The 18,896-nt window shown below is 62.3% G+C and carries 15 protein-coding genes and 1 pseudogene; 12 read left to right on the forward strand and 4 right to left on the reverse strand.

The features are described 5' to 3' along the window. The first annotated feature begins 58 nt into the window (after positions 1-58). Together NLY36_RS23340 and NLY36_RS23345 are read left to right on the forward strand one after the other, a co-directional pair. Positions 59-1,819: an AMP-binding protein gene (locus tag NLY36_RS23340; RefSeq protein ID WP_023695114.1), complete on the forward strand. Its 1,761-nt coding sequence runs from the start codon at positions 59-61 to the stop codon at positions 1,817-1,819. Between the two features lie 90 nt (positions 1,820-1,909). Next, the gene (locus tag NLY36_RS23345; RefSeq protein ID WP_023735721.1) at positions 1,910-3,013 is read left to right on the forward strand and encodes a calcium:cation antiporter; all 1,104 of its coding nucleotides are present in this window, start codon (positions 1,910-1,912) and stop codon (positions 3,011-3,013) included. A 107-nt stretch (positions 3,014-3,120) separates the two neighbouring features. Here NLY36_RS23345 and NLY36_RS23350 read toward each other — a convergent pair whose 3' ends face one another. Further along, the gene (locus tag NLY36_RS23350) at positions 3,121-4,029 is read right to left on the reverse strand and encodes a hydrogen peroxide-inducible genes activator (RefSeq protein WP_023695116.1); all 909 of its coding nucleotides are present in this window, start codon (positions 4,027-4,029) and stop codon (positions 3,121-3,123) included. 140 nt (positions 4,030-4,169) lie between these two features. Between NLY36_RS23350 and katG the strand changes: the two genes are divergently transcribed. Beyond that, positions 4,170-6,365 (forward strand): catalase/peroxidase HPI, encoded by a 2,196-nt coding sequence (gene katG / locus NLY36_RS23355; RefSeq protein ID WP_023695117.1) that lies wholly within the window; start codon positions 4,170-4,172, stop codon positions 6,363-6,365. 64 nt (positions 6,366-6,429) lie between these two features. Here katG and NLY36_RS23360 read toward each other — a convergent pair whose 3' ends face one another. Further along, positions 6,430-7,107, reverse strand: a complete 678-nt coding sequence (locus NLY36_RS23360; RefSeq protein ID WP_023681822.1) for an MIP family channel protein — start codon at positions 7,105-7,107, stop codon at positions 6,430-6,432. Positions 7,108-7,426: 319 nt separating this feature from the next. On the opposite strand from NLY36_RS23360, the gene NLY36_RS23365 reads away from it, so the two are divergent. The 7 genes and pseudogenes from NLY36_RS23365 to NLY36_RS23395 all read left to right on the forward strand — a co-directional run bounded on the left by NLY36_RS23365 (position 7,427) and on the right by NLY36_RS23395 (position 13,388). Beyond that, complete coding sequence (locus tag NLY36_RS23365) at positions 7,427-8,716, forward strand: RsmB/NOP family class I SAM-dependent RNA methyltransferase (RefSeq protein WP_023735720.1); 1,290 nt, start codon at positions 7,427-7,429, stop codon at positions 8,714-8,716. A gap of 84 nt (positions 8,717-8,800) precedes the next feature. Further along, positions 8,801-9,241 (forward strand): TspO/MBR family protein, encoded by a 441-nt coding sequence (locus tag NLY36_RS23370; RefSeq protein ID WP_023695120.1) that lies wholly within the window; start codon positions 8,801-8,803, stop codon positions 9,239-9,241. Between the two features lie 84 nt (positions 9,242-9,325). After that, positions 9,326-9,784, forward strand: coding sequence for a PaaI family thioesterase (locus NLY36_RS23375; protein WP_023701303.1), 459 nt, complete (start codon positions 9,326-9,328; stop codon positions 9,782-9,784). After that, complete coding sequence (locus NLY36_RS23380) at positions 9,781-10,449, forward strand: 5'-methylthioadenosine/S-adenosylhomocysteine nucleosidase (RefSeq protein ID WP_023695121.1); 669 nt, start codon at positions 9,781-9,783, stop codon at positions 10,447-10,449. Before NLY36_RS23375 ends, NLY36_RS23380 begins: the two co-directional genes overlap by 4 nt. Before the next feature lie 55 nt (positions 10,450-10,504). Next, entirely contained in the window at positions 10,505-12,082 is a 1,578-nt protein-coding gene (guaA, locus tag NLY36_RS23385; RefSeq protein ID WP_023695122.1) for a glutamine-hydrolyzing GMP synthase, read from the forward strand. Between the two features lie 291 nt (positions 12,083-12,373). Next, positions 12,374-12,650 (forward strand): annotated as a pseudogene (locus NLY36_RS23390) (Arm DNA-binding domain-containing protein); the annotation flags it as partial. 189 nt (positions 12,651-12,839) lie between these two features. After that, positions 12,840-13,388, forward strand: coding sequence for a hypothetical protein (locus NLY36_RS23395; RefSeq protein ID WP_023667727.1), 549 nt, complete (start codon positions 12,840-12,842; stop codon positions 13,386-13,388). Between the two features lie 172 nt (positions 13,389-13,560). On the opposite strand, the gene NLY36_RS31690 is transcribed toward NLY36_RS23395, so the two are convergent. After that, on the reverse strand, positions 13,561-13,869 hold the full coding sequence (locus NLY36_RS31690; protein ID WP_156933196.1) for a MucR family transcriptional regulator: 309 nt from the start codon (positions 13,867-13,869) through the stop codon (positions 13,561-13,563). A gap of 271 nt (positions 13,870-14,140) precedes the next feature. Beyond that, the gene (locus NLY36_RS23405; protein ID WP_023695123.1) at positions 14,141-15,487 is read right to left on the reverse strand and encodes a family 1 glycosylhydrolase; all 1,347 of its coding nucleotides are present in this window, start codon (positions 15,485-15,487) and stop codon (positions 14,141-14,143) included. Between the two features lie 919 nt (positions 15,488-16,406). Between NLY36_RS23405 and NLY36_RS23410 the strand changes: the two genes are divergently transcribed. Further along, complete coding sequence (locus NLY36_RS23410; protein WP_023681814.1) at positions 16,407-17,621, forward strand: ROK family transcriptional regulator; 1,215 nt, start codon at positions 16,407-16,409, stop codon at positions 17,619-17,621. After that, positions 17,618-18,871 (forward strand): M20 family metallopeptidase, encoded by a 1,254-nt coding sequence (locus tag NLY36_RS23415; RefSeq protein WP_023667730.1) that lies wholly within the window; start codon positions 17,618-17,620, stop codon positions 18,869-18,871. Before NLY36_RS23410 ends, NLY36_RS23415 begins: the two co-directional genes overlap by 4 nt. Positions 18,872-18,896: the final 25 nt, after the last annotated feature.

Below are 18,896 nucleotides of genomic sequence, written 5' to 3' on the forward strand. Positions count from 1 at the left end.
CCTCTACTTTCCACCATCCCATCAGGCTGCTAGGCTCACTCATCGGGAGGAGACGGCGATGGCGATCAATCTCGACGAGCTCAAGAACGCCACCAATCTGCGCGGGCGCGGCAGGGCGTTCATCGCCCCGCTCGACGGCCGCGCGCATGTCTCCGGCGAGCGCACCCCGCCGCTGCTCGACAAGACGATCCCCCAGCTTTTCTCCGACACGGTCGGCAGATACGCCACGCAGGATGCTGCCGTCTTCGTCGGCCAGGACAAGCGCTTCACCTGGAGCGAATTGTCGGACACGGTCGATACGCTCGCCGCCGGCTTCCTGGCGCTCGGCCTCGAAAAAGGCGACCGTGTCGGCATCTGGTCGCCCAACCGCTGGGAATGGCTGGTCACCCAATTCGCCACCGCTCGCATCGGCCTGATCCTGGTCAACATCAACCCGGCCTACCGGCTGACCGAGCTCGAATATGCCCTCAACAAGGTCGGCTGCAAGGCGCTGGTCACCGCCGCCAGTTTCAAGACCTCCGACTATCTCGGCATGATCGAGACGCTGGCGCCGGAGCTCGCCAAGGCCACCCCCGGCAAGCTCAAGGCGCAGAAATTGCCGGCGCTGAAGATCGTCATCCGCATGGGCGATGACAACTCGCCCGGCATGTTCAATTTCGCCGACGTGCTGTCGATGGCCGGCCGTGACGAGCATGACAGCCTCGACCGCATCTCCGAAGGGCTGAAGCCGGGCGAAGCCATCAACATCCAGTTCACATCAGGCACGACGGGCGCGCCCAAGGGCGCGACGCTGACCCACACCAACATCGTCAACAACGGCAATTTCGTCACCGCGGCAATCAGGCTCACCGTCGACGACCGGCTCTGCATCCCGGTGCCGCTCTATCACTGCTTCGGCATGTCGATGGGCACGATGGGCTGCGTCACCAAGGGCGCGACCATGGTTTTCCCGGGCGAGGGTTTTGACGCCGGCGCCACGCTGAAGGCGGTGGCGCAGGAACGCTGCACCGGCCTCTACGGCGTACCGACCATGTTCGTCGCCATGCTCGACCATGCGGATTTCGCCAGCTTCGATCTCTCCAGCCTGCGCACCGGCATCATGGCGGGCTCACCATGCCCGATCGAGGTGATGAAGAAGGTGGTGACGCTGATGCATATGGAAGAGGTGACCATCGCCTACGGCATGACCGAGACCAGCCCGGTCTCGTTCCAGAGCAGCGTCGACGATCCGCTGGAAAAACGCGTCTCCACTGTCGGCCGCATCCATCCGCATGTCGAGGTCAAGGCCATCGACGCCGACGGCGCCACCGTCGCGGTCGGCGCGCCGGGCGAGCTTTGCACACGCGGCTATTCCGTGATGAAGGGTTATTGGGACGACGCGGAAAAAACCCGCGAGGCGATCGACAGCGATGGCTGGATGCACACCGGTGATCTCGCCACCATCGACTCCCAGGGCTATTGCAACATTGTCGGCCGGGTCAAGGACATGGTCATCCGCGGCGGCGAAAACGTCTATCCCAGAGAGGTCGAGGAATTTCTCTATCGCCATCCCAAGGTCAAGGAGGTGCAGGTGTTCGGTATTCCCGACGCCAAATATGGCGAGGAGCTGTGCGCCTGGATCGTGCTGAAGCCCAACCAGATCGCCACCGAGCAGGAGATCAAGAATTTCTGCGCCGGCCAGATCGCCCACTACAAAATCCCCCGCTACATCCGCTTCCGCACCGAACTGCCGATGACGGTGACGGGCAAGCCGCAGAAGTTTCTGATGCGGGAAGCGATGGTGGAGGAACTGGGGCTGGTGGTGCAGAAGACGGCTTGAGGGTTGAACGCCGGGGGACGGGATTGCCCGCTTCGACATTGGGGTGCTCGACAGGCTTCCGCGAGGTTCGCCGAACGCATTGGGGCTTGAATGACTGGTTTCGCACGATCAGCGACTTCCTATGCGATGCCTTTGGCCGCGCTGGCACTGGCCGTTGCGGTCAGAGCCAGCGGGCTATCGGTGGACGAAGGTTCGCCGAGCGTCAGGATTCTCGTCGGAGCGCTCTCGAGTGCGATCATGTTCATCACTATTTTCGTGGTGCTCGATCACGCCGAGGCGGTGGCCCACCGTGTGGGGGAGCCTTACGGCACATTGGTGCTGACTTTTGCCGTGACGGCAATCGAAGTGTCGATTATCGTTTCCATGATGCTGCATGGAGAGAACAACCCCACGCTTGCACGTGAATCCGTCTTCTCGACGGTGATGATTGCCTCCACCGGCGTTGTCGGAATGTGTCTCACGTTTGGCGGCTGGCGGCATCGCAAGCAGGCAATTGTCCGGCAAGGGACCAGCGCATATCTGGCGGTTCTGGCCGCACTGACCGTCATGACGCTTATCCTGCCGACCTACACGCGGACCACCGATCCCGGCACATTTTCGGCAGCTCAGCTTGGCCTGGTAAGCGTTCTTTCCGTGCTGCTCTATGCAAGCTTTGTGTTCGCGCAGACAATCCGGCATCGGGACGATTTCATCGAAGGACTGGCACACGACCTTTCGGCGCGAACCGCCCCTCACAAAAGCATCTCTTCCAGCGCTCTGCTCCTGGTAATCGGACTGATCGGAATTGTCATGCTCGCCGAGCAGGTCGCCGCAAGTGTTGAAAATGCGCTCGTTGCTTACCAGGTGACCCAGGCTGACAGCATTGTGGGGGCAATGATCGCGGGTCTGGTTTTGATGCCGGAAGCCATTTCGGCGGTTCGCGCTTCACTCAACAATGAGCTGCAGCGCGGCCTGAATGTCGCAATGGGTTCGGCTTGCGCCACGATTGGTTTGACGATACCTGCGGTCGCAGCAGCCAGCCTGCTTACGGGACGAGGGTTGACCCTGGGGCTCCCGGAAGCTGACGCAGTACTTTTGGTTTTAGCGCTTTTCATATGCGGCGTAAGCTTTAGCAACGAAAGGACGACCTTCCTGACCGGAATCGTCCATGCCGTTGTATTTTTTACGTATGTTTTTCTGGTATTTATCCCTTGAGGCTTTGGTGCGGTCTGGCGACCAGCCATCAATGCGGGTATTCGCGAACGCGCCTGATTTGAGTTTCTTTTCGGGGTTCCCAAGGCGACATCCAAGACCCAAACGACTCACACCCCCATCACCACCCCATCCAACCCCCGAATGATCTTCGCCAACTCGACGCATTCATCATGCCGCACCTTGTTGCGGCGCCAGGCGAGGCAGATCGTGCGTTGCGGCATTGGCTCCTGGAACGGCACGATCTTGAGGTCCGGCATGGCGCTGGCCGGCCTTGCCGCCATTTCGGGGATGAGCGTGACGCCGAGACCATGCGCCACCATCTGCAGCAGCGTCGTCAGGCTGGTGGCGCCGTAGCTTGCCATTGCCACCGGGCGCACGCTGCCGCACAGGGCGAGCGCCTGTTCGCGCAAGCAGTGGCCTTCCTCCAAAAGCATCAGCCGCTCCAGCGCCGGGCTTTCCGGCGGCACCGGTGGCGAGGCGAAGGCTGGGTCTCCGGATGGCACGGCGAGGAAGAAGCGGTCGGCGAACAGTTCCTCGGTGACCAGGCCCGGCTGCTCGAGCGGCAGCGCGGCGATGAAGGCGTCGAGCCGTCCGGTTGCCGTGTCCTCGACTAGCGATGCGGTGACTGCTTCGCGCAGTTCGAGCTGCAGGGACGGAAAATGCCGTTTCAGTTCCGGCAATACATGCGGCAGCAGATAGGGTGCCACGGTCGGAATGATGCCCAGCCGGAAGCGGCCTTCCATCGCCGGGCGGCCGCGCCGAGCCGTCGTCTCGACATCACTGATGTCGCGCAGGATGCGCTCGATGCGTGGCAGCAGCGCTTGCGCCTCTTCCGTCATCCGCACCGTCTTGCCGCCGCGCTCGAACAGCCGGCAGTTCAGCCTTTGCTCCATCTCGGCGATCTGCGCGGACAGCGCCGGCTGGCTGACGCCGGCGAGTTTTGCGGCGCGGCCGAAATGCAGCGTTTGCGCCAAAGCCTCGAAATATTGCATCTGCCGCACGGTCAAGCCAATCATAAGGAAAACCTATCGCAACAAACAGGAAAGGCAATTTGTTTTTATCGAAAAGACGGCTTAGTCTGGAACCGTTCCAGAGTGGCGCGGCTCCCGGCCGGCCCGGAAAAAACAACACATAAATCAGCAATTCGGAGGCCAGGATGGACGCGATGACCGACGACAACAGCGCCGGCAAATGCCCGGTCGCGCATGGAACCTCCGCCAGGACCAACCGCGACTGGTGGCCGAACCAGCTCGACATCGGCGTTCTCCACCAGCAGTCGAGCCTTTCGGACCCGATGGGCGAAGCTTTCGACTACGCCGCGGAGTTCAAGACGCTCGACCTCGACGCGGTGATCGAGGATTTGCACAAGGTGATGACGGATTCGCAGGATTGGTGGCCGGCCGATTTCGGCCATTACGGGCCGCTGTTCATCCGCATGGCCTGGCACAGCGCCGGCACCTATCGCATCGGCGACGGCCGGGGTGGCGCCGGTGCGGGCCAGCAGCGTTTCGCGCCGCTGAACAGCTGGCCGGACAACGCCAATCTCGACAAGGCGCGCCGGCTTTTGTGGCCGGTCAAGCAGAAATACGGCCGCAAGATCTCCTGGGCCGACCTGTTGATTCTCACCGGCAACGTCGCGCTGGAATCGATGGGCTTCAAGACCTTTGGCTTCGCCGGTGGCCGCGCCGATGTCTGGGAGCCCGAGCAGGATGTCGACTGGGGTTCGGAAACCAAGTGGCTCGACGACAAGCGCTATTCCGGCGACCGTGAGTTGCACGGCCATCTCGGCGCGGTGCAGATGGGCCTGATCTACGTCAACCCGGAAGGGCCGAACGGCAAGCCGGATCCGCTGGCCTCGGCCCGCGACATCCGCGAGACCTTCGGACGCATGGCAATGAACGATGAGGAAACCGTGGCGCTGATCGCCGGCGGCCACACCTTCGGCAAGACCCATGGCGCCGGTGATGCAACACTGGTCGGCGCCGAGCCGGAAGGCGCGGGCATCGAGGCGCAGGGCCTCGGCTGGTCGAGCAAGCATGCCACCGGCATTGCCGGCGATGCGATCACGTCCGGCCTCGAAGTTACCTGGACGACGACGCCGACCAAGTGGAGCAACAACTTCTTCGACAATCTCTTCAACTTCGAATGGGAGCTGACCAAGAGCCCGGCCGGGGCCCATCAGTGGACGCCGAAGGGCGGCTCTGGCGCGGTTACGGTGCCGGACGCGCACAATCCCTCGAAGCGTCATGCGCCGGCAATGCTGACCACCGACCTCGCGCTGCGGGCCGACCCGGCCTATGAGAAGATCTCGCGCCGCTTCCATGAGCATCCGGAGCAGTTCGCCGATGCCTTCGCCCGTGCCTGGTACAAGCTCACCCATCGCGACATGGGGCCGGTCGTGCGGTATCTCGGCCCGTTGGTGCCGAAGGAAGAGCTGATCTGGCAGGATCCGGTTCCGGCCGTCGACCATGAGCTGGTCAGCGACCAGGACATCGCATTGCTGAAGGCCAAGATCCTGGCTTCGGGCCTCGGCGTTTCGCAATTGGTCTCGACCGCCTGGGCCTCGGCCTCGACCTTCCGCAACTCCGACAAGCGCGGCGGCGCCAATGGCGCGCGCATTCGTCTGGCGCCGCAGAAGGACTGGGAGGTCAACCAGCCTGTCGAACTGGCCACCGTGCTGGCGAAGCTCGAAGCCATCCAGAACGAGTTCAACGCAGGCGGCAAGAAGGTCTCGCTGGCCGACCTCATCGTGCTCGGCGGCGTCGCCGCGGTCGAGAAAGCGGCGCAGGATGGCGGCAATGCGGTGAAGGTTCCCTTCACGCCCGGCCGCACCGACGCCTCGCAGGCGCAGACCGACGTCCATTCCTTTGCGGCGCTCGAGCCGAAAATTGACGGCTTCCGCAACTATGTCAGGGGCAAACCGCCGATGTCGGTCGAAGCCATGCTGGTCGACCGGGCGCAACTGCTCAACCTGACGGCGCCGGAGATGACGGTGCTGGTTGGTGGCCTGCGCGTGCTCGGCGCCAACACCGGCGGCTCGAAGCATGGTGTGTTGACCGACAGGCCGGGCACGCTGACGAACGACTTCTTCGTCAACCTGCTCTCGATGAGCACCATCTGGGATCCGGCCTCCGAGCCGGGCTCGCATGAGGTCTATGAAGCACGCGACCGCAAGACCAGGGCAGTCAGGTGGACCGCCACACGCGCCGACCTGATCTTCGGCTCGCATGCGCAGCTGCGCGCGCTGGCCGAGGTCTACGGGTCGGCGGATGCCGGGCAGAAATTCGTTGGCGATTTCGTCAAGGCGTGGACCAAGGTGATGAACGCCGACCGTTTCGACATCGCTCCCTGATACAACCTCCCAAACGAAGGGCGCGGGCCGAGGCCCGCGCCCTTCGTTTTCGCAGGCTTCGAAATCAGTCCTTTTCGAAGATGCGTGCCTTGGCGACGACGCCAGCGATTGCGCCGCCGATCAGCGGCGCAACGATGAACAGCCAGAGCTGGCTGAGGGCTGCGCCGCCGGTAAACAGCGCCGGGCCGATCGAACGCGCCGGATTGAGCGAGGTGCCGGTCACCGGGATCATTGCGAAGTGCAGTCCGGCCAGCGTCAGGCCGATGACCAGGCCGGCGAACGCCGTCGAGTGCTTCTCGGCGGTGACGCCGAGGATGACGGTGACGAAGGTGAAGGTGCCGATCAGCTCCCACAGGAAGGCCGAACTCGTCCCCCATTTCGCCACGTCCCAGCCATTGGCGCCGAAACCGGTGGTGTGCCCGCCGGTCTGGCCGGAGACGATGATCCACAGCGCCAGCGAGGCCAGAATGGCGCCGATGATCTGCGCGATCCAGTAAGGAATCACATCCTTGGCCGGCAGCCGGCCGGCAAGGAAGACGCCGAGCGTGACGGCCGGGTTGAGATGTGCGCCTGAGATGGGACCCACCGCGTAAGCCGCCGCAATCAGGCCGATGCCGAACGCCAGGCCGATGGCTTCCTGGCCCAGCGGCAAGTCGGCGAGAAAGCCACCCGTCGCCACCGACGCCGTGCCGATAAACACCAATAGAAATGTCCCTAGAACTTCCGCAAGATACGTTTTCATTGCCCTCTCCTCGTATCGATCCGTCGGTCCGCTTTTCCGCGCCGCGAATCATGGCGCAAAGAGTATTCCCAACGCAAAAGCTTGGAAAGCAGAGCAATTGCGCCACAGATCGTGCTTACGGCGGCCAGTTACCAACATTAGAGATCTTGCATATATTTGAGATTTGTTATCGCCGGCGGGCGGACATTTGCCGGCGGGGAAAATCGTCGGCCGCGAGCGGAAGGCCTCGTCGCCGCGAAATTCAAGCGGGGTTCAATCTCGACGCGAAACGCTCTAAGAGCAGGCCGAAGGATACTGTGCTCGATAGGTGGAATGACGAATGCGACTGGGCGGACGGCTGGCGGCAGCCATTGAAGTGCTGGACGACATTGGCCGGCGCCACCGGCCGGTGGCCGATGCGCTGAAAGATTGGGGCCTGTCGCATCGCTTTGCCGGCGGCGGCGACCGCGCGGCGATCGGCAACATCGTCTACGACGCGCTGCGCCACAAACGTTCCGCCGGCTGGCTTTTGGGTGAAGACACGCCCCGCGCCATCGGCTTCGGCGCGCTGCTCATCGAATGGGGCCAGACGCCGCAATCGCTTAACGATGCGCTCCAGGGTGACAAGTTCGCGCCGCCGCTGCTCAGCGCCGCCGAGTTGCAGGCGCTGGCCGAGCGCCGGCCTGAAGACGCGCCGGAGGCGGTGCGGGCGGACATACCCGACTGGTGCGCGCCGCTCTTCGAACGATCCTTTGGCGCAGACTGGGTTGCGGAAGGGGCGGCTTTGGCGACCCGCCCGCCGCTCGACATCAGGGTCAATACGCTGCAGTCCGACCGCGCCAAAGTGCTGGCGGAACTCGCCGAAACCGGCGCCAAGGCAGCCGCTATCGCGCCGCAAGGCATTCGCATCCCGCCCATCGACGGCGACGGCCGGCACCCCAACGTACAGGCCGAGCCGGCCTTCCAGAAAGGCTGGTTCGAGGTCCAGGACGAGGGTTCGCAGATCGTTGCCGCCCTTGCCGGCGCGCAGGCCGGCATGCAGGTGCTCGACTTCTGCGCCGGCGCCGGCGGCAAGACGCTGGCGCTGTCTGCGGCGATGGCCAACAAAGGCCAGGTCTTCGCCCATGATACCGAAAAGGCGCGACTGGCGCCGATCTTCGACCGCATCCGCCGTTCGGAAAACCGCAACGTGCAGGTCGTCACCAAGCCGGCTGAACTCAGCCCCCTCGCAGGCCACATGGACATTGTGCTGGTCGATGCGCCCTGCACCGGCAGCGGCACTTGGCGGCGCCGTCCCGACGCCAAATGGCGGCTGACGCAAAGACAGCTCGATGCCCGCAAGGGCGAGCAGTCGGCGATCCTCGACGCGGCCAAGGCCTATGTCAAACCGGGCGGCCTGCTGGTCTACATCACCTGTTCGGTGTTCGACGAGGAGAATGGCGAGCAGATCGCTGCCTTCCGCGAGCGGCACAAGGGCTTTGTCCCGGTCGATCATCGCGCGCTCTGGGATGTCAGCTTCCCCGGTCACGCAGCGGCCGCCCGGATCGGCAAGACAAGCGATATCTCGCTGTCGCCGGCGCTCAGCGGCACCGACGGGTTCTATTTCTGTGCGCTGCGTGGGGCGAATTGACGCTGCGATTTACAGGCTGACATAGCGCCAGTTGCAGATGCGCGGCGTCGGCCGCCAGACGGGGTAGAATTCTTGCAAAGATATGTGTCGCCTCTGCTTTTCCTCATTCTGGTGCTCGGCAGCGGCCTGTTGATCGGCTATGCGACGTTGCCGGGTGAATGGTATGCCTCGCTCGCCAAGCCGCCCTTCAACCCGCCCAACTGGGTCTTCGCGCCGGCCTGGACGCTCCTTTATGTCCTGATCGCCGTAGCCGGCTGGCGGACATGGGAGCGGGAACGAGCAGGCGCCGCGATGAAGATCTGGGCCCTCCAGCTTGTTCTGAACTTCGCGTGGTCGCCGACTTTCTTCGGCGCCAAACTGGTGGGGCCGGCACTGGTCGTGATCCTGGCTCTTCTCGCCAGCATTGCGCTGTTCATAGCCACGGTGTGGAACCGCGACCGGGTTTGCGGATGGCTGTTTGCGCCCTATGCCCTATGGGTGGCCTTCGCCACCTTGCTCAACGCGTCGCTGCTCCTGTTGAACTGAGTGCTTTGCTGCAGTGCAGCAAAAGCATTTGCGTGGCGTTCAGGCGTCTGCGATAAGCTTTGCAGATAAATCAGGGCGATGGCCATGGCAGCAAAGATCGTACCCGCACCCGATTATGAGGACCGCGTCAGGGCGTCGTTCGCCCGCCAGCAGGCGATGGCGACCATTGGCGCCGAGCTGACCCTTGTGACGCCGGGCATCATCGAGATCGAAATGCCCTATTCCCAGGCACTGACCCAGCAGCACGGTTTCCTGCATGCCGGGGTGATTTCGACGGCGCTGGACTCGGCCTGCGGCTATGCCGCGTTCTCGCTGATGCCGGAAAATTCCGGCGTGCTGACCATCGAATTCAAGGTCAACCTCCTGGCGCCCGGCCGGGGCGAACGCTTCCTGTTCCGCGGCTCGGTGACCAAACCCGGCCGCACCATCATTGTCGCCGATGGCCAAGCGTACGCCTTTGCCGCCGATGGCGAGGCCAAGCTGATCGCGACCATGACCGGCACGATGATGACGGTGGTTGGCCGTGACGGGATAGCGGGATGATGGCCAGCGTTACGCGAATTGGCGGCAAGGATGTCCTTTTCGTCATGGCGGCCAAGGCCGAATACGGTCCGCATCTGCAAAAGCTGTTCACCCCGCTGATGACGGGTGTCGGCCCGGTCGAGGCAGGCGTGCGGCTTGGCGCCGAATTGTCTCGGCTGAAGCCGGAAAAAGCGCTGCCCGATATCGTCGTCTCGCTCGGCTCCGCCGGCAGCCGCACGCTTGAGCAGACGGAAATCTACCAGGCGGTCTCGGTCAGCTATCGCGACATCGACGCCTCGCCCTTGGGCTTCGAGAAGGGCGTGACGCCGTTTCTCGACCTGCCGGTGATCGTGCCGCTGCCGTTCAGGATTCCTGACATCAGGCAAGCCACGCTGTCGACCGGCGGCGCCATCATTACTGGCGCCGCCTACGACGCCATCGCCGCCGATATGGTCGACATGGAAACCTTCGCCTGCCTGCGCGCCTGCCAGCTGTTCGATATCCCGCTGATCGGCCTGCGCGGCATTTCCGACGGCGCTGCCGATCTGCGGCATGTCGGCGACTGGACCGAATACCTGCATGTCATCGATGAGAAGCTGGCGGATGCAGTCATGCGCCTCGAACAGGCCATCGGGTCGGGCACGCTGCGCAAGGAGCCCCCTGCGGGCGAGCCTGCACCGCTCTGAAAGTCGGGTTACGCAACCCATTGCGCCGACTCGTTTCTTTCTCTAAAGGCTCGCCATGACGACAGCCAATCATTCCGACACCGTCCTGGCGGACACCGTTCTCATCATCGATTTCGGCAGCCAGTTCACGCAGCTCATCGCCCGCCGCATCCGCGAGGCCGGTGTGTTTTCCGAGATCGTGCCGTTCCAATCGGCCGAAGCTGCCTTCAAGCGCATCAATCCAAAAGCCGTTATCCTGTCGGGCGGTCCCTCCTCGACATCGGACATCGGCAGCCCGCGCGCGCCGCAGATCGTCTTCGATGCCGGCGTGCCGGTGCTCGGTATCTGCTACGGCCAGATGGCCATGTGCGTGCAGATGGGCGGCGTAGCCGAAAGCTCGAACCATCGCGAATTCGGCCGTGCCTTCGTCGAGATCGAGAAGGACAGCCCGCTGTTCGAGGGCCTGTGGGCGCCAGGCCAGCGCCACCAGGTGTGGATGAGCCATGGCGACCGCGTCATCTCGCTGCCCAAGGGGTTCGAAGTCTTCGGCAAGTCGGAAGGCTCGCCCTTCGCCATCTTCGGCAATGTCGCGCGCAAGATGTACGGCATCATGTTCCACCCCGAAGTGGTGCATACGCCGGATGGCGCCAGGCTGCTGAGAAACTTCGTGCACAACATCGCCGGCATCGAAGGCGACTGGACGATGCGCGCCTATCGTGAGCACGCGGTCGAGACCATTCGCAAACAGGTCGGCAAGGGCAAGGTGATCTGCGCGCTGTCGGGCGGCGTGGATTCATCGGTCGCTGCCTTGCTGATCCACGAAGCGGTAGGCGACCAGCTGACCTGCATTCTTGTCGACCATGGCCTTATGCGCAAGGACGAGGCGGCCGGCGTCGTGGCGATGTTCCGCCAGCACTACAATCTGCCGCTGATCCTGGTCGACGCGTCGGAAAAATTCATCTCGGCGCTGGAAGGCGAGTCCGACCCCGAGAAGAAGCGCAAGACCATCGGCCGGCTGTTCATCGAAGTGTTCGAGGAAGAGGCCAAGAAACTCGGCGGCGCCGATTTCCTGGCGCAAGGCACGCTCTATCCCGACGTCATCGAGAGCGTCTCCTTCACCGGCGGCCCGTCGGTGACCATCAAGTCGCACCACAATGTCGGCGGCCTGCCGGCGCGCATGAACATGCAGCTGGTCGAGCCGCTGCGCGAACTGTTCAAGGACGAGGTGAGGGCACTGGGCAAGGAACTCGGCCTGCCCGAAAGTTTTATTGGCCGCCATCCGTTCCCCGGACCAGGCCTTGCCATCCGCTGCCCCGGCGGTATCACCCGCGAAAAGCTCGAAATCCTGCGCGAGGCCGACGCCATCTATCTCGACGAGATCCGCAAGGCCGGCCTCTACGACGCCATCTGGCAGGCTTTCGCCGTGCTGCTTCCGGTGCAGACCGTCGGTGTGATGGGCGACGGCCGCACCTACGAATTCGTCTGCGCCCTGCGCGCCGTGACGTCCGTCGACGGCATGACCGCCGACTTCTACCACTACGACATGGCTTTCCTCGGCGCGGCGGCCACCCGCATCATCAACGAAGTCCGCGGCATCAACCGCGTCGTCTACGACGTGACGTCAAAGCCGCCAGGCACCATCGAGTGGGAGTGATTCAGGCCCACTCAAACGCCGCCGAAATATGCCGATCTGCGATGTAACCTACTGAAAACAAAAATAAATCCTTCACGGACAATCAGCGACAATCGGTACGCAAAGATTAACTTTGACGGACCGGTTGACGGACCCTTCCGCACATTGCCCACCCGAGTTTTTCCAAGTACCGTAGGAGCCAACGAGGCTCGTGACGGTACTTTTTTCTGCCTAAGGCATCGAAGAAAAAAGGAATTTCCTGCCACGCAGCCTCGAAATTGTACTGACGGTACTTTTCAGAAGGCAATGGGTATGCTGACGGATGCCGCCCTTAAGGCACTGAAACCAAAAGAGAAATCTATAAGATTGCAGACCGTGACGGCATGTATGTCCGCGCGATGCCCAGTGGTGCGATCTCCTTTCGGCTGGATTACAGGCTCAACGGAGGCCGCGAGACGGTCTATCTTGGCAGGTATGGACGGGACGGAATCTCGCTTGCCTCAGCCGGGAGAAGTGTCTCGACGCGAAGCGCGCTATTGGCGAGGGACGGTCGCCGGCGATAGAAAAGCAGCGCGACAAGCGCCGAGTTGTGACCCCGGTCTCCGGCCGACTTCAGCGCCGAAATGGCTACCAAACCAAAGCGATGCCCGGGCCTTCAAGGCCTCTTCTTATTCCGGCCAAGCCGGCCCGGAGCGCCGCATTCACTCACATCCCTTGAACCTGAGTGCAGAGCTGCTGCATCGAAGCCATTTGAGCAGCCGAGTTCGCGCCCGAACCCGTGCTGGTGCTGGCGGTCGTATCGCCAGCTGTATTCGAGGATCCCGACGTGCCGGTGGTTGTACCCGAACCAGTGCTGTTGCTGGCCGTGGTGTTACTGCCGGTCGAACCAGAGCTGCCTGAAGTGCCGGTGGCTGTGCCAGAGCCGGTGCCGATACTCGCCGTTGTATCACTGCCGGTCGAAGCCGAGCTACCTGACGTGCCGGTCATTGTGCCAGAGCCAGTGCCGTTACTGGCCGTCATCCTCGAGCAGTCGGAGCGAACCTGTGCCTGCTGTTCAGAGCTCAGGGACGACCAGTTCTTGCGGATCTCATCCTGCGACAGAAGTCTTCCCGAATTGGCGTCGCTGAAGAATGAGCCGGAGAGCTTGCTGTCCCAGCCGCTCGGGATACCGCTTTGGCCGGAGCCGGACGTAGAGCTCATACTGGACCCGGCCGATGAGCCGGACGTTCCGTTCGTGCCGCTGGATGTTCCCGACGACTGCGCCAAGGCCGCGGTGGCGAGACAGAGAGAGATCGCTGTAGCTGTCAAAATCTTACGTTTCATGTGAGTCTCCTTTGGGGTTCGACGCCGTTGCGGCGTCGAATCCTAATCCCGAGGAAAGGCACTTGTTCCTGTAAAGAGTGGAATTCGATGTCATGATCCTTGTGCACCAGCCTTGGCCTCGAATGCGATGCCGGAGCGCTTCAACGACGACTGACGCCTCAGGCGAGAGCTGTCCGCTACTGGGTGTTAGAGGCGATATGCGGAACGCTTCCCGAATAGTTGGGTGCCACAATCGGGTAATTGCGAGGCAGGTTCCATTTGGTTCGGTAATCGTCCGGATTCATGCCCAGTCGGCCAAGGTGCGAACTGCGTCGGGTCTCGGTTAGAGACAGGAGGGTGGCCTTTGCCGCAGCGTATAGCTCGACATGCGGAGCTCGTCTCGACCGCGCACACTCAATATGTTTTACGATGACGCCGCCAGATGTCATATGAGCGAATGCCTTTCCGGCGAAATAAATTGCTCCCAGCAGGTCGACGCTCAGCACCTTCAGCCAGCCCGCTCTAGTGAATGCCTCAATGGGTTAAAGATTATCAGGCCGGCGCGTTGTTGACGATTATTACCAACCTGCCGAACGCGTGAGCGCAAGTCGACAGCACCGTGATAGCGGCCTCCCCGGAGCGCCCCTTGTCGAACCGATGCGCGCCTTCTCGACCTTGCCTCCACCCACGTCGGCTCACCCGTGCACCTTCGGTGCCCAACCGCATGGCGATGGCCAGTCCAATGCCGCTTGCAGCACCGGTTACAATGCAGCCTTGTTATCCAGGCGCATCGGGTTCGACCTCTTTCTGGGGAGCAGCAAGTGGTTCAGTCCAGCCTTCAGCGACCCGATCCACGCTCAGCAGGCTGCGCGCATAATCCTGTTGCGCGCGAACAATGGCATCGTCTTGCTGTGAGGGAAGAAAGACCGGCAAAGCAAGGCAGACACTTTGTGTGGCCAACAGCTTGTTCCAGTTCGCGATCAGCGCCTTGAAAGCGCGCCCCACCGCCCTCGGATTTCGGTCGAGGTCATAGAGGCCGAGCGGATTGATCCGTCCGTTGTTCTCCCGAAGCGCACTGTCCCAGTCCACCTGATCCGTCAGCGAGTACCAGGTGAAGCCTACGATGGGGATGCCATCGTTGCGAATCCGCAGCACGTTGGCCCACTTTTTCCACAGCCAATAGACGGCTTCGTCTCCATTGGGGCCTTCGCTGATGTTGGTCTCCGTATGCATTACGGGAAGCCGGTAGCGGTTGAAGTACTGCCGCGTGATCTCGTCATAGCCAAACACCTCGCCGGACCCGGACGTCGTTCCGTCTGCCCAAACCCTATGTTCGTTGGTCTGATAATAGTCGGTGCCCATCACGCAATGCCTGCGCAGATGGCTCTCCAGGAAGAAACTGTATTCTTCGGCCGTCATCCCGTTTTCGAGAAGATAGCGATAGGTGTGCGCGTCGACGTCATGACCGTAGTTGAGATCAAGCGACAGGAAACGCTCGCTGTTGAACCGTTCCGCTCTGCCGACCGCCTCGGGAGAATCGGCGTGGAAGTATTCCGAGGATTCGCTCTGTATGAAGATGGCGTCCGGCCGCACCTCGAGGATCGCCCGCATGGCAAGCACGTTCGCCTTCACGATGTGCTTGAGGGCGGTGACGAAAGCAGTGTCGCTGCTCAGTTGTTCGTTCCACCATCCCCAGCGAGCCGAAAAGGTGGCGCAGATGAACATCTCATTTATTGGGGTGAAGAGCTGGATCCACGGATAGCGCATCGCGAAATCCCTGGCGTAGTGCTCGAATAGTGTCGGAAAGTCCGGGTTCTGGAAGTTGCCAACCCAGTCCGGCACGCCAAAATGGCAAAGGTCGACGATCGGAAGAATGTCTTTCTCCTTCAGGTCCGCGAAGGTCTCATCGGCGAATGCCCAATCATAACGTCCATCACCCAGCCACGTTTTGTGGATGGGAGGTCCGTAGCGGAGGAAATGCACCCCGAGATCCTGGACCAGTTCGAAGTCGGTGCGCCATCGTTCGTAGAAGCGGCATTTTTCCATTTCGTCGACGCGCTCCCGGCCTTGTCGAATGGTGGGGGTGCTGTTCTCGATGCCGGTGGCAAACATGAACGTGAACATTGATGGTCCTTAGCCAAGGCGGAGATGCCCGCGCTTGGGTCAAACGTTCAGTGCTCGACGCAGTTCCTGCAAGACTGCTTGTCAAGTTCGGTGGGCGCCTGGCAACCACGTGCCTGCAAGTGCTATTCAAAGTCGGTTGACCGGTCTTTGCGAAAGGCAACGCCACATGGCGGGAAAGCCTTCGAACCGGCTTTTTGCCAAAGCCGGAGAATGGCTGGTCGAGAAGGTTCGGCGGCGATTTCTCCAGCCCTACCCGGCCATTCGGAAGATGGCGCTACGCTCGTGATCGTGAGCAGGGCCACCCCAGGCATAGGCGGGTCGAGATTGGCGGAATTCTATCCCACGGTTCAAGCGAGCAGCTTGCGCCGAATATGATCGGACTATGCTGGACGGAGAGGTCGGCTTCGGGCCAGCCCAGTTGGCGTCAAACGGGTCTTTGCGAGTTAAGGCGGTATGGCAGTTATCCACGTTTGCAAACCGTAAGCGGATGTTCCGCTGCCGGCCCCATTTGAGCCATTCACTGGGAGGCAGACCCGCGGTACATCACCGATATTCTCGAAGCCAATAGTTAGTCTCGTTCATCGTCCTTTGGTTCGACAGACCCATACGAGAGAATACGAGAGGTGTGGACCGGCGAACCATCCGCTGTATTGATCTCCTGTAGAAAACAGTGCCCCTCAGAGACTAGCATGATCATTATTTGTCAATGCGCTACGAAGCTGTTCGCCCAATTGACTCAAGAAGCTGATCCAGCCACTCCCTGACCGCATTTATCTTCTGCCGAACGGCAGCAACGCGCCTGAATCCTGCCTCCGGATCAATGTTCGCGTACGCAAAAACCGCCGCTCGCGAACATACATTGACAGGTCCAGTTCTGAATAATAAGTTCGGTCACAGAACGAATTAACCGGGGTTCGATGTGACTGACCTGCCGCGCATATCCCGTCAGTTCTCACAACGCTCCGTGATGGAAGCGATCGTCCAGGGCGGGCCGATCTCGCGCGCCTCGATCGCCAAGCTGACGGGCCTGTCGAAGCAGACCATCTCCGAAATCATGCGCGGGCTCGAGCAGGAGGGCTGGGTCCAGGAAACCGGCCGCACCAGCGGCCATGTCGGGCGCACCGCCGTCACCTACGAACTGGTCCACGACGCAGCCTATATCATCGCCGTCGACCTTGGCGGTACCAAGGTGCGGGTCGCGCTGACCGACCTTGCCTGCCAGATCTTTGCCGAAGCCGCCACACCGACCGATCCGCGCGGCGGCCAGTTCGTCGTCGATCAGATTGCAGCGCTGGCCTTCGATGCCGCGGCCAGACAGCACGTCGCGCGCAAGAAGATACGCCTGGCCGTCATCGGCGCGCCTGGCGCTCCTGACCCGGCCACCGGCCGCATTCTAATGGCGCCGAACATTGCCGGCTTCGACACAATGAATGTGCTGGATGCCTTCGAAGAAGCGCTCGGCGTCGCGGTGATGATCGAGAACGACGTCAATCTCGCGGTGCTTGGCGAGAACTGGCTCGGCCAAGGCCAGGGCATCGACAATCTCGCCTACATCGCGCTCGGCACCGGCATCGGCAGCGGGCTGATGCTGGGCGGCCATCTGGTGCGGGGTGCTGGGCACGCCGCCGGCGAGATCGGTTTCATGCCGATCGGGGCCGATCCCTTCACCGAGGAATCACTGCGCACCGGCGCATTCGAACGCGCGGTGGCCACCCACGCCATGACCGATCGCTACCACGCTCTCACCGGCAGGCAGGTCTCGGTGCCGGCAATATTCGAGAATGCCGCGCTTGGCGACAAGGACGCGCTCACCGTGCTCGACGAAACTGCCCGCCATCTGGCGCAAGGCGTTGCGGCAATCGCGGCAATCGCCAATCCAGAAAAGTTTATCCTCGGCGGCTCGATTGGGTTGCGGCCCGAAATCCTGTCCAGGGTGCAGGCGCTTCTGCCGCTATGCTTCCCCTATCCGGTCAGGGTCGAGGCGAGCGAACTCGGCGCACGCGCAGCCCTCATTGGCGCGGCGGCAATCGGCCTTGGCCAGTTGCACAACACGCTGTTCGGCGTCGACGCGCCTGATGGCCGGATTTCGCTGCCGCCTGCCCAGGCCGCCGCCCTGAAGGAGGCCGCGATATGACTCACGATATTACCGCCCGCCTGCAGGCAGCGCTCGACCGTGACGACGCACTAACGCTGTTTCGCCGCGCCATCGGCCGAGAGAGCATCACCGGCAACGAAGCCAACTTCGTCGACTTCCTAGAAGCCAGGATGCGCGACCTTGACCTCAGCGGCCTGACCAGGACGGAATTTCTTCCCGGGCGGCCCAACATCTGGGGCGAGCGCAAGGGGGCCGACCAGGGAAAGCGCCTGCTGTTCATGGGCCATACCGACACCGTCCATGTCGACGGCTGGCGCGAGCATTGGGCAGGCACCGAGCGTGAGGATCCGTTCGCCGCCCCGATCATTGATGGTGCTGTCTGGGGCCGCGGCTCAGGCGACCTCAAGGCCGGCATCACTGCTTCGCTGGCGGCACTCGCGCTACTCGACAAGGCAGGCGTTCGCCTCAAGGGCGACGTCGCCTTCGCTTTCATCGGCGACGAGGAGAGCGGCCAGCCCGGCACCGGCATTTCCGCCGGGATCAAGCACTTCGTCGGACGCATCGAGACCGGCGAGGTCACAGCACCCGATTTCAGCGTCTATGTCGAGCCGACCCGCCTGGCCGTTTATGCGGCGCAGATCGGCTTCTTCATCACCGATATCTCGATTACCGGCAAATCCGCCTATTTCGGTGTGCCAGAACTCGGCAAGGATGCGCTCCGTGCAAGCCATGCCGCGATGACGGCGCTTTGGAAGCATTCGGATGAGGTCGCCGCGCGCGCCGAGCACAAACTGGTCGGGCGCGGCTTCCTGCTTATCACCGGGCTTGCCGGCGGCGGCTACATTGCCGTTCCCGAGCGCTGCACGCTCTCGCTGATCCGTAAGCTGTTGCCTGGCGAAGACCTCGACACCGCCGCCGCCGAGATCGAGGCTGCCGTGCGCGGCGCGATCACCGATCCGGATATTTCGGTAGAGTTCGCCTACCCCGCCGGCCGCGACCACAGGCTGGGCGGCACCGCTGCCGAGATCGGCGAAACGCGGGCGGAAGTCGCCATGCTGTCCGACGCGATGGCCGGCGCAATGAGCGGACGCGGCGTCATCGAGGGCGCACCGTTCTGGTCGGAGTCCCCCTTCATCATCAATCAGCTCGGTATTCCTGCCGTCTATTGCGCGCCCGGCGACATCAGGAATTGCCACACATTCGAGGAGCACGTGGATGTCGAGGAATATTTCGCCGGCATAGTCGGCTTCGCCGCCTTCATGGCCCGCTATTGCGGCGTGGCCGACTGAACCACCAACGAAGCAAAATGGGAGA

The sequence above is a fragment of the Mesorhizobium sp. C399B genome (assembly GCF_030323185.1).
In the GTDB taxonomy this organism is placed as follows: domain Bacteria; phylum Pseudomonadota; class Alphaproteobacteria; order Rhizobiales; family Rhizobiaceae; genus Mesorhizobium.

Coding starts and splice junctions, on each gene's coding strand:
- NLY36_RS23345 (WP_023735721.1), top strand. CDS start 1,910: ATGACTGGTTTCGCACGATCAGCGACTTCCTATGCGATGCCTTTGGCC.
- NLY36_RS23380 (WP_023695121.1), top strand. CDS start 9,781: ATGATGGCCAGCGTTACGCGAATTGGCGGCAAGGATGTCCTTTTCGTC.
- guaA (WP_023695122.1), top strand. CDS start 10,505: ATGACGACAGCCAATCATTCCGACACCGTCCTGGCGGACACCGTTCTC.
- NLY36_RS23340 (WP_023695114.1), top strand. CDS start 59: ATGGCGATCAATCTCGACGAGCTCAAGAACGCCACCAATCTGCGCGGG.
- NLY36_RS23405 (WP_023695123.1), bottom strand. CDS start 15,487: ATGTTCACGTTCATGTTTGCCACCGGCATCGAGAACAGCACCCCCACC.
- NLY36_RS23415 (WP_023667730.1), top strand. CDS start 17,618: ATGACTCACGATATTACCGCCCGCCTGCAGGCAGCGCTCGACCGTGAC.
- NLY36_RS23350 (WP_023695116.1), bottom strand. CDS start 4,029: ATGATTGGCTTGACCGTGCGGCAGATGCAATATTTCGAGGCTTTGGCG.
- NLY36_RS23360 (WP_023681822.1), bottom strand. CDS start 7,107: ATGAAAACGTATCTTGCGGAAGTTCTAGGGACATTTCTATTGGTGTTT.
- NLY36_RS23365 (WP_023735720.1), top strand. CDS start 7,427: ATGCGACTGGGCGGACGGCTGGCGGCAGCCATTGAAGTGCTGGACGAC.
- katG (WP_023695117.1), top strand. CDS start 4,170: ATGGACGCGATGACCGACGACAACAGCGCCGGCAAATGCCCGGTCGCG.
- NLY36_RS23375 (WP_023701303.1), top strand. CDS start 9,326: ATGGCAGCAAAGATCGTACCCGCACCCGATTATGAGGACCGCGTCAGG.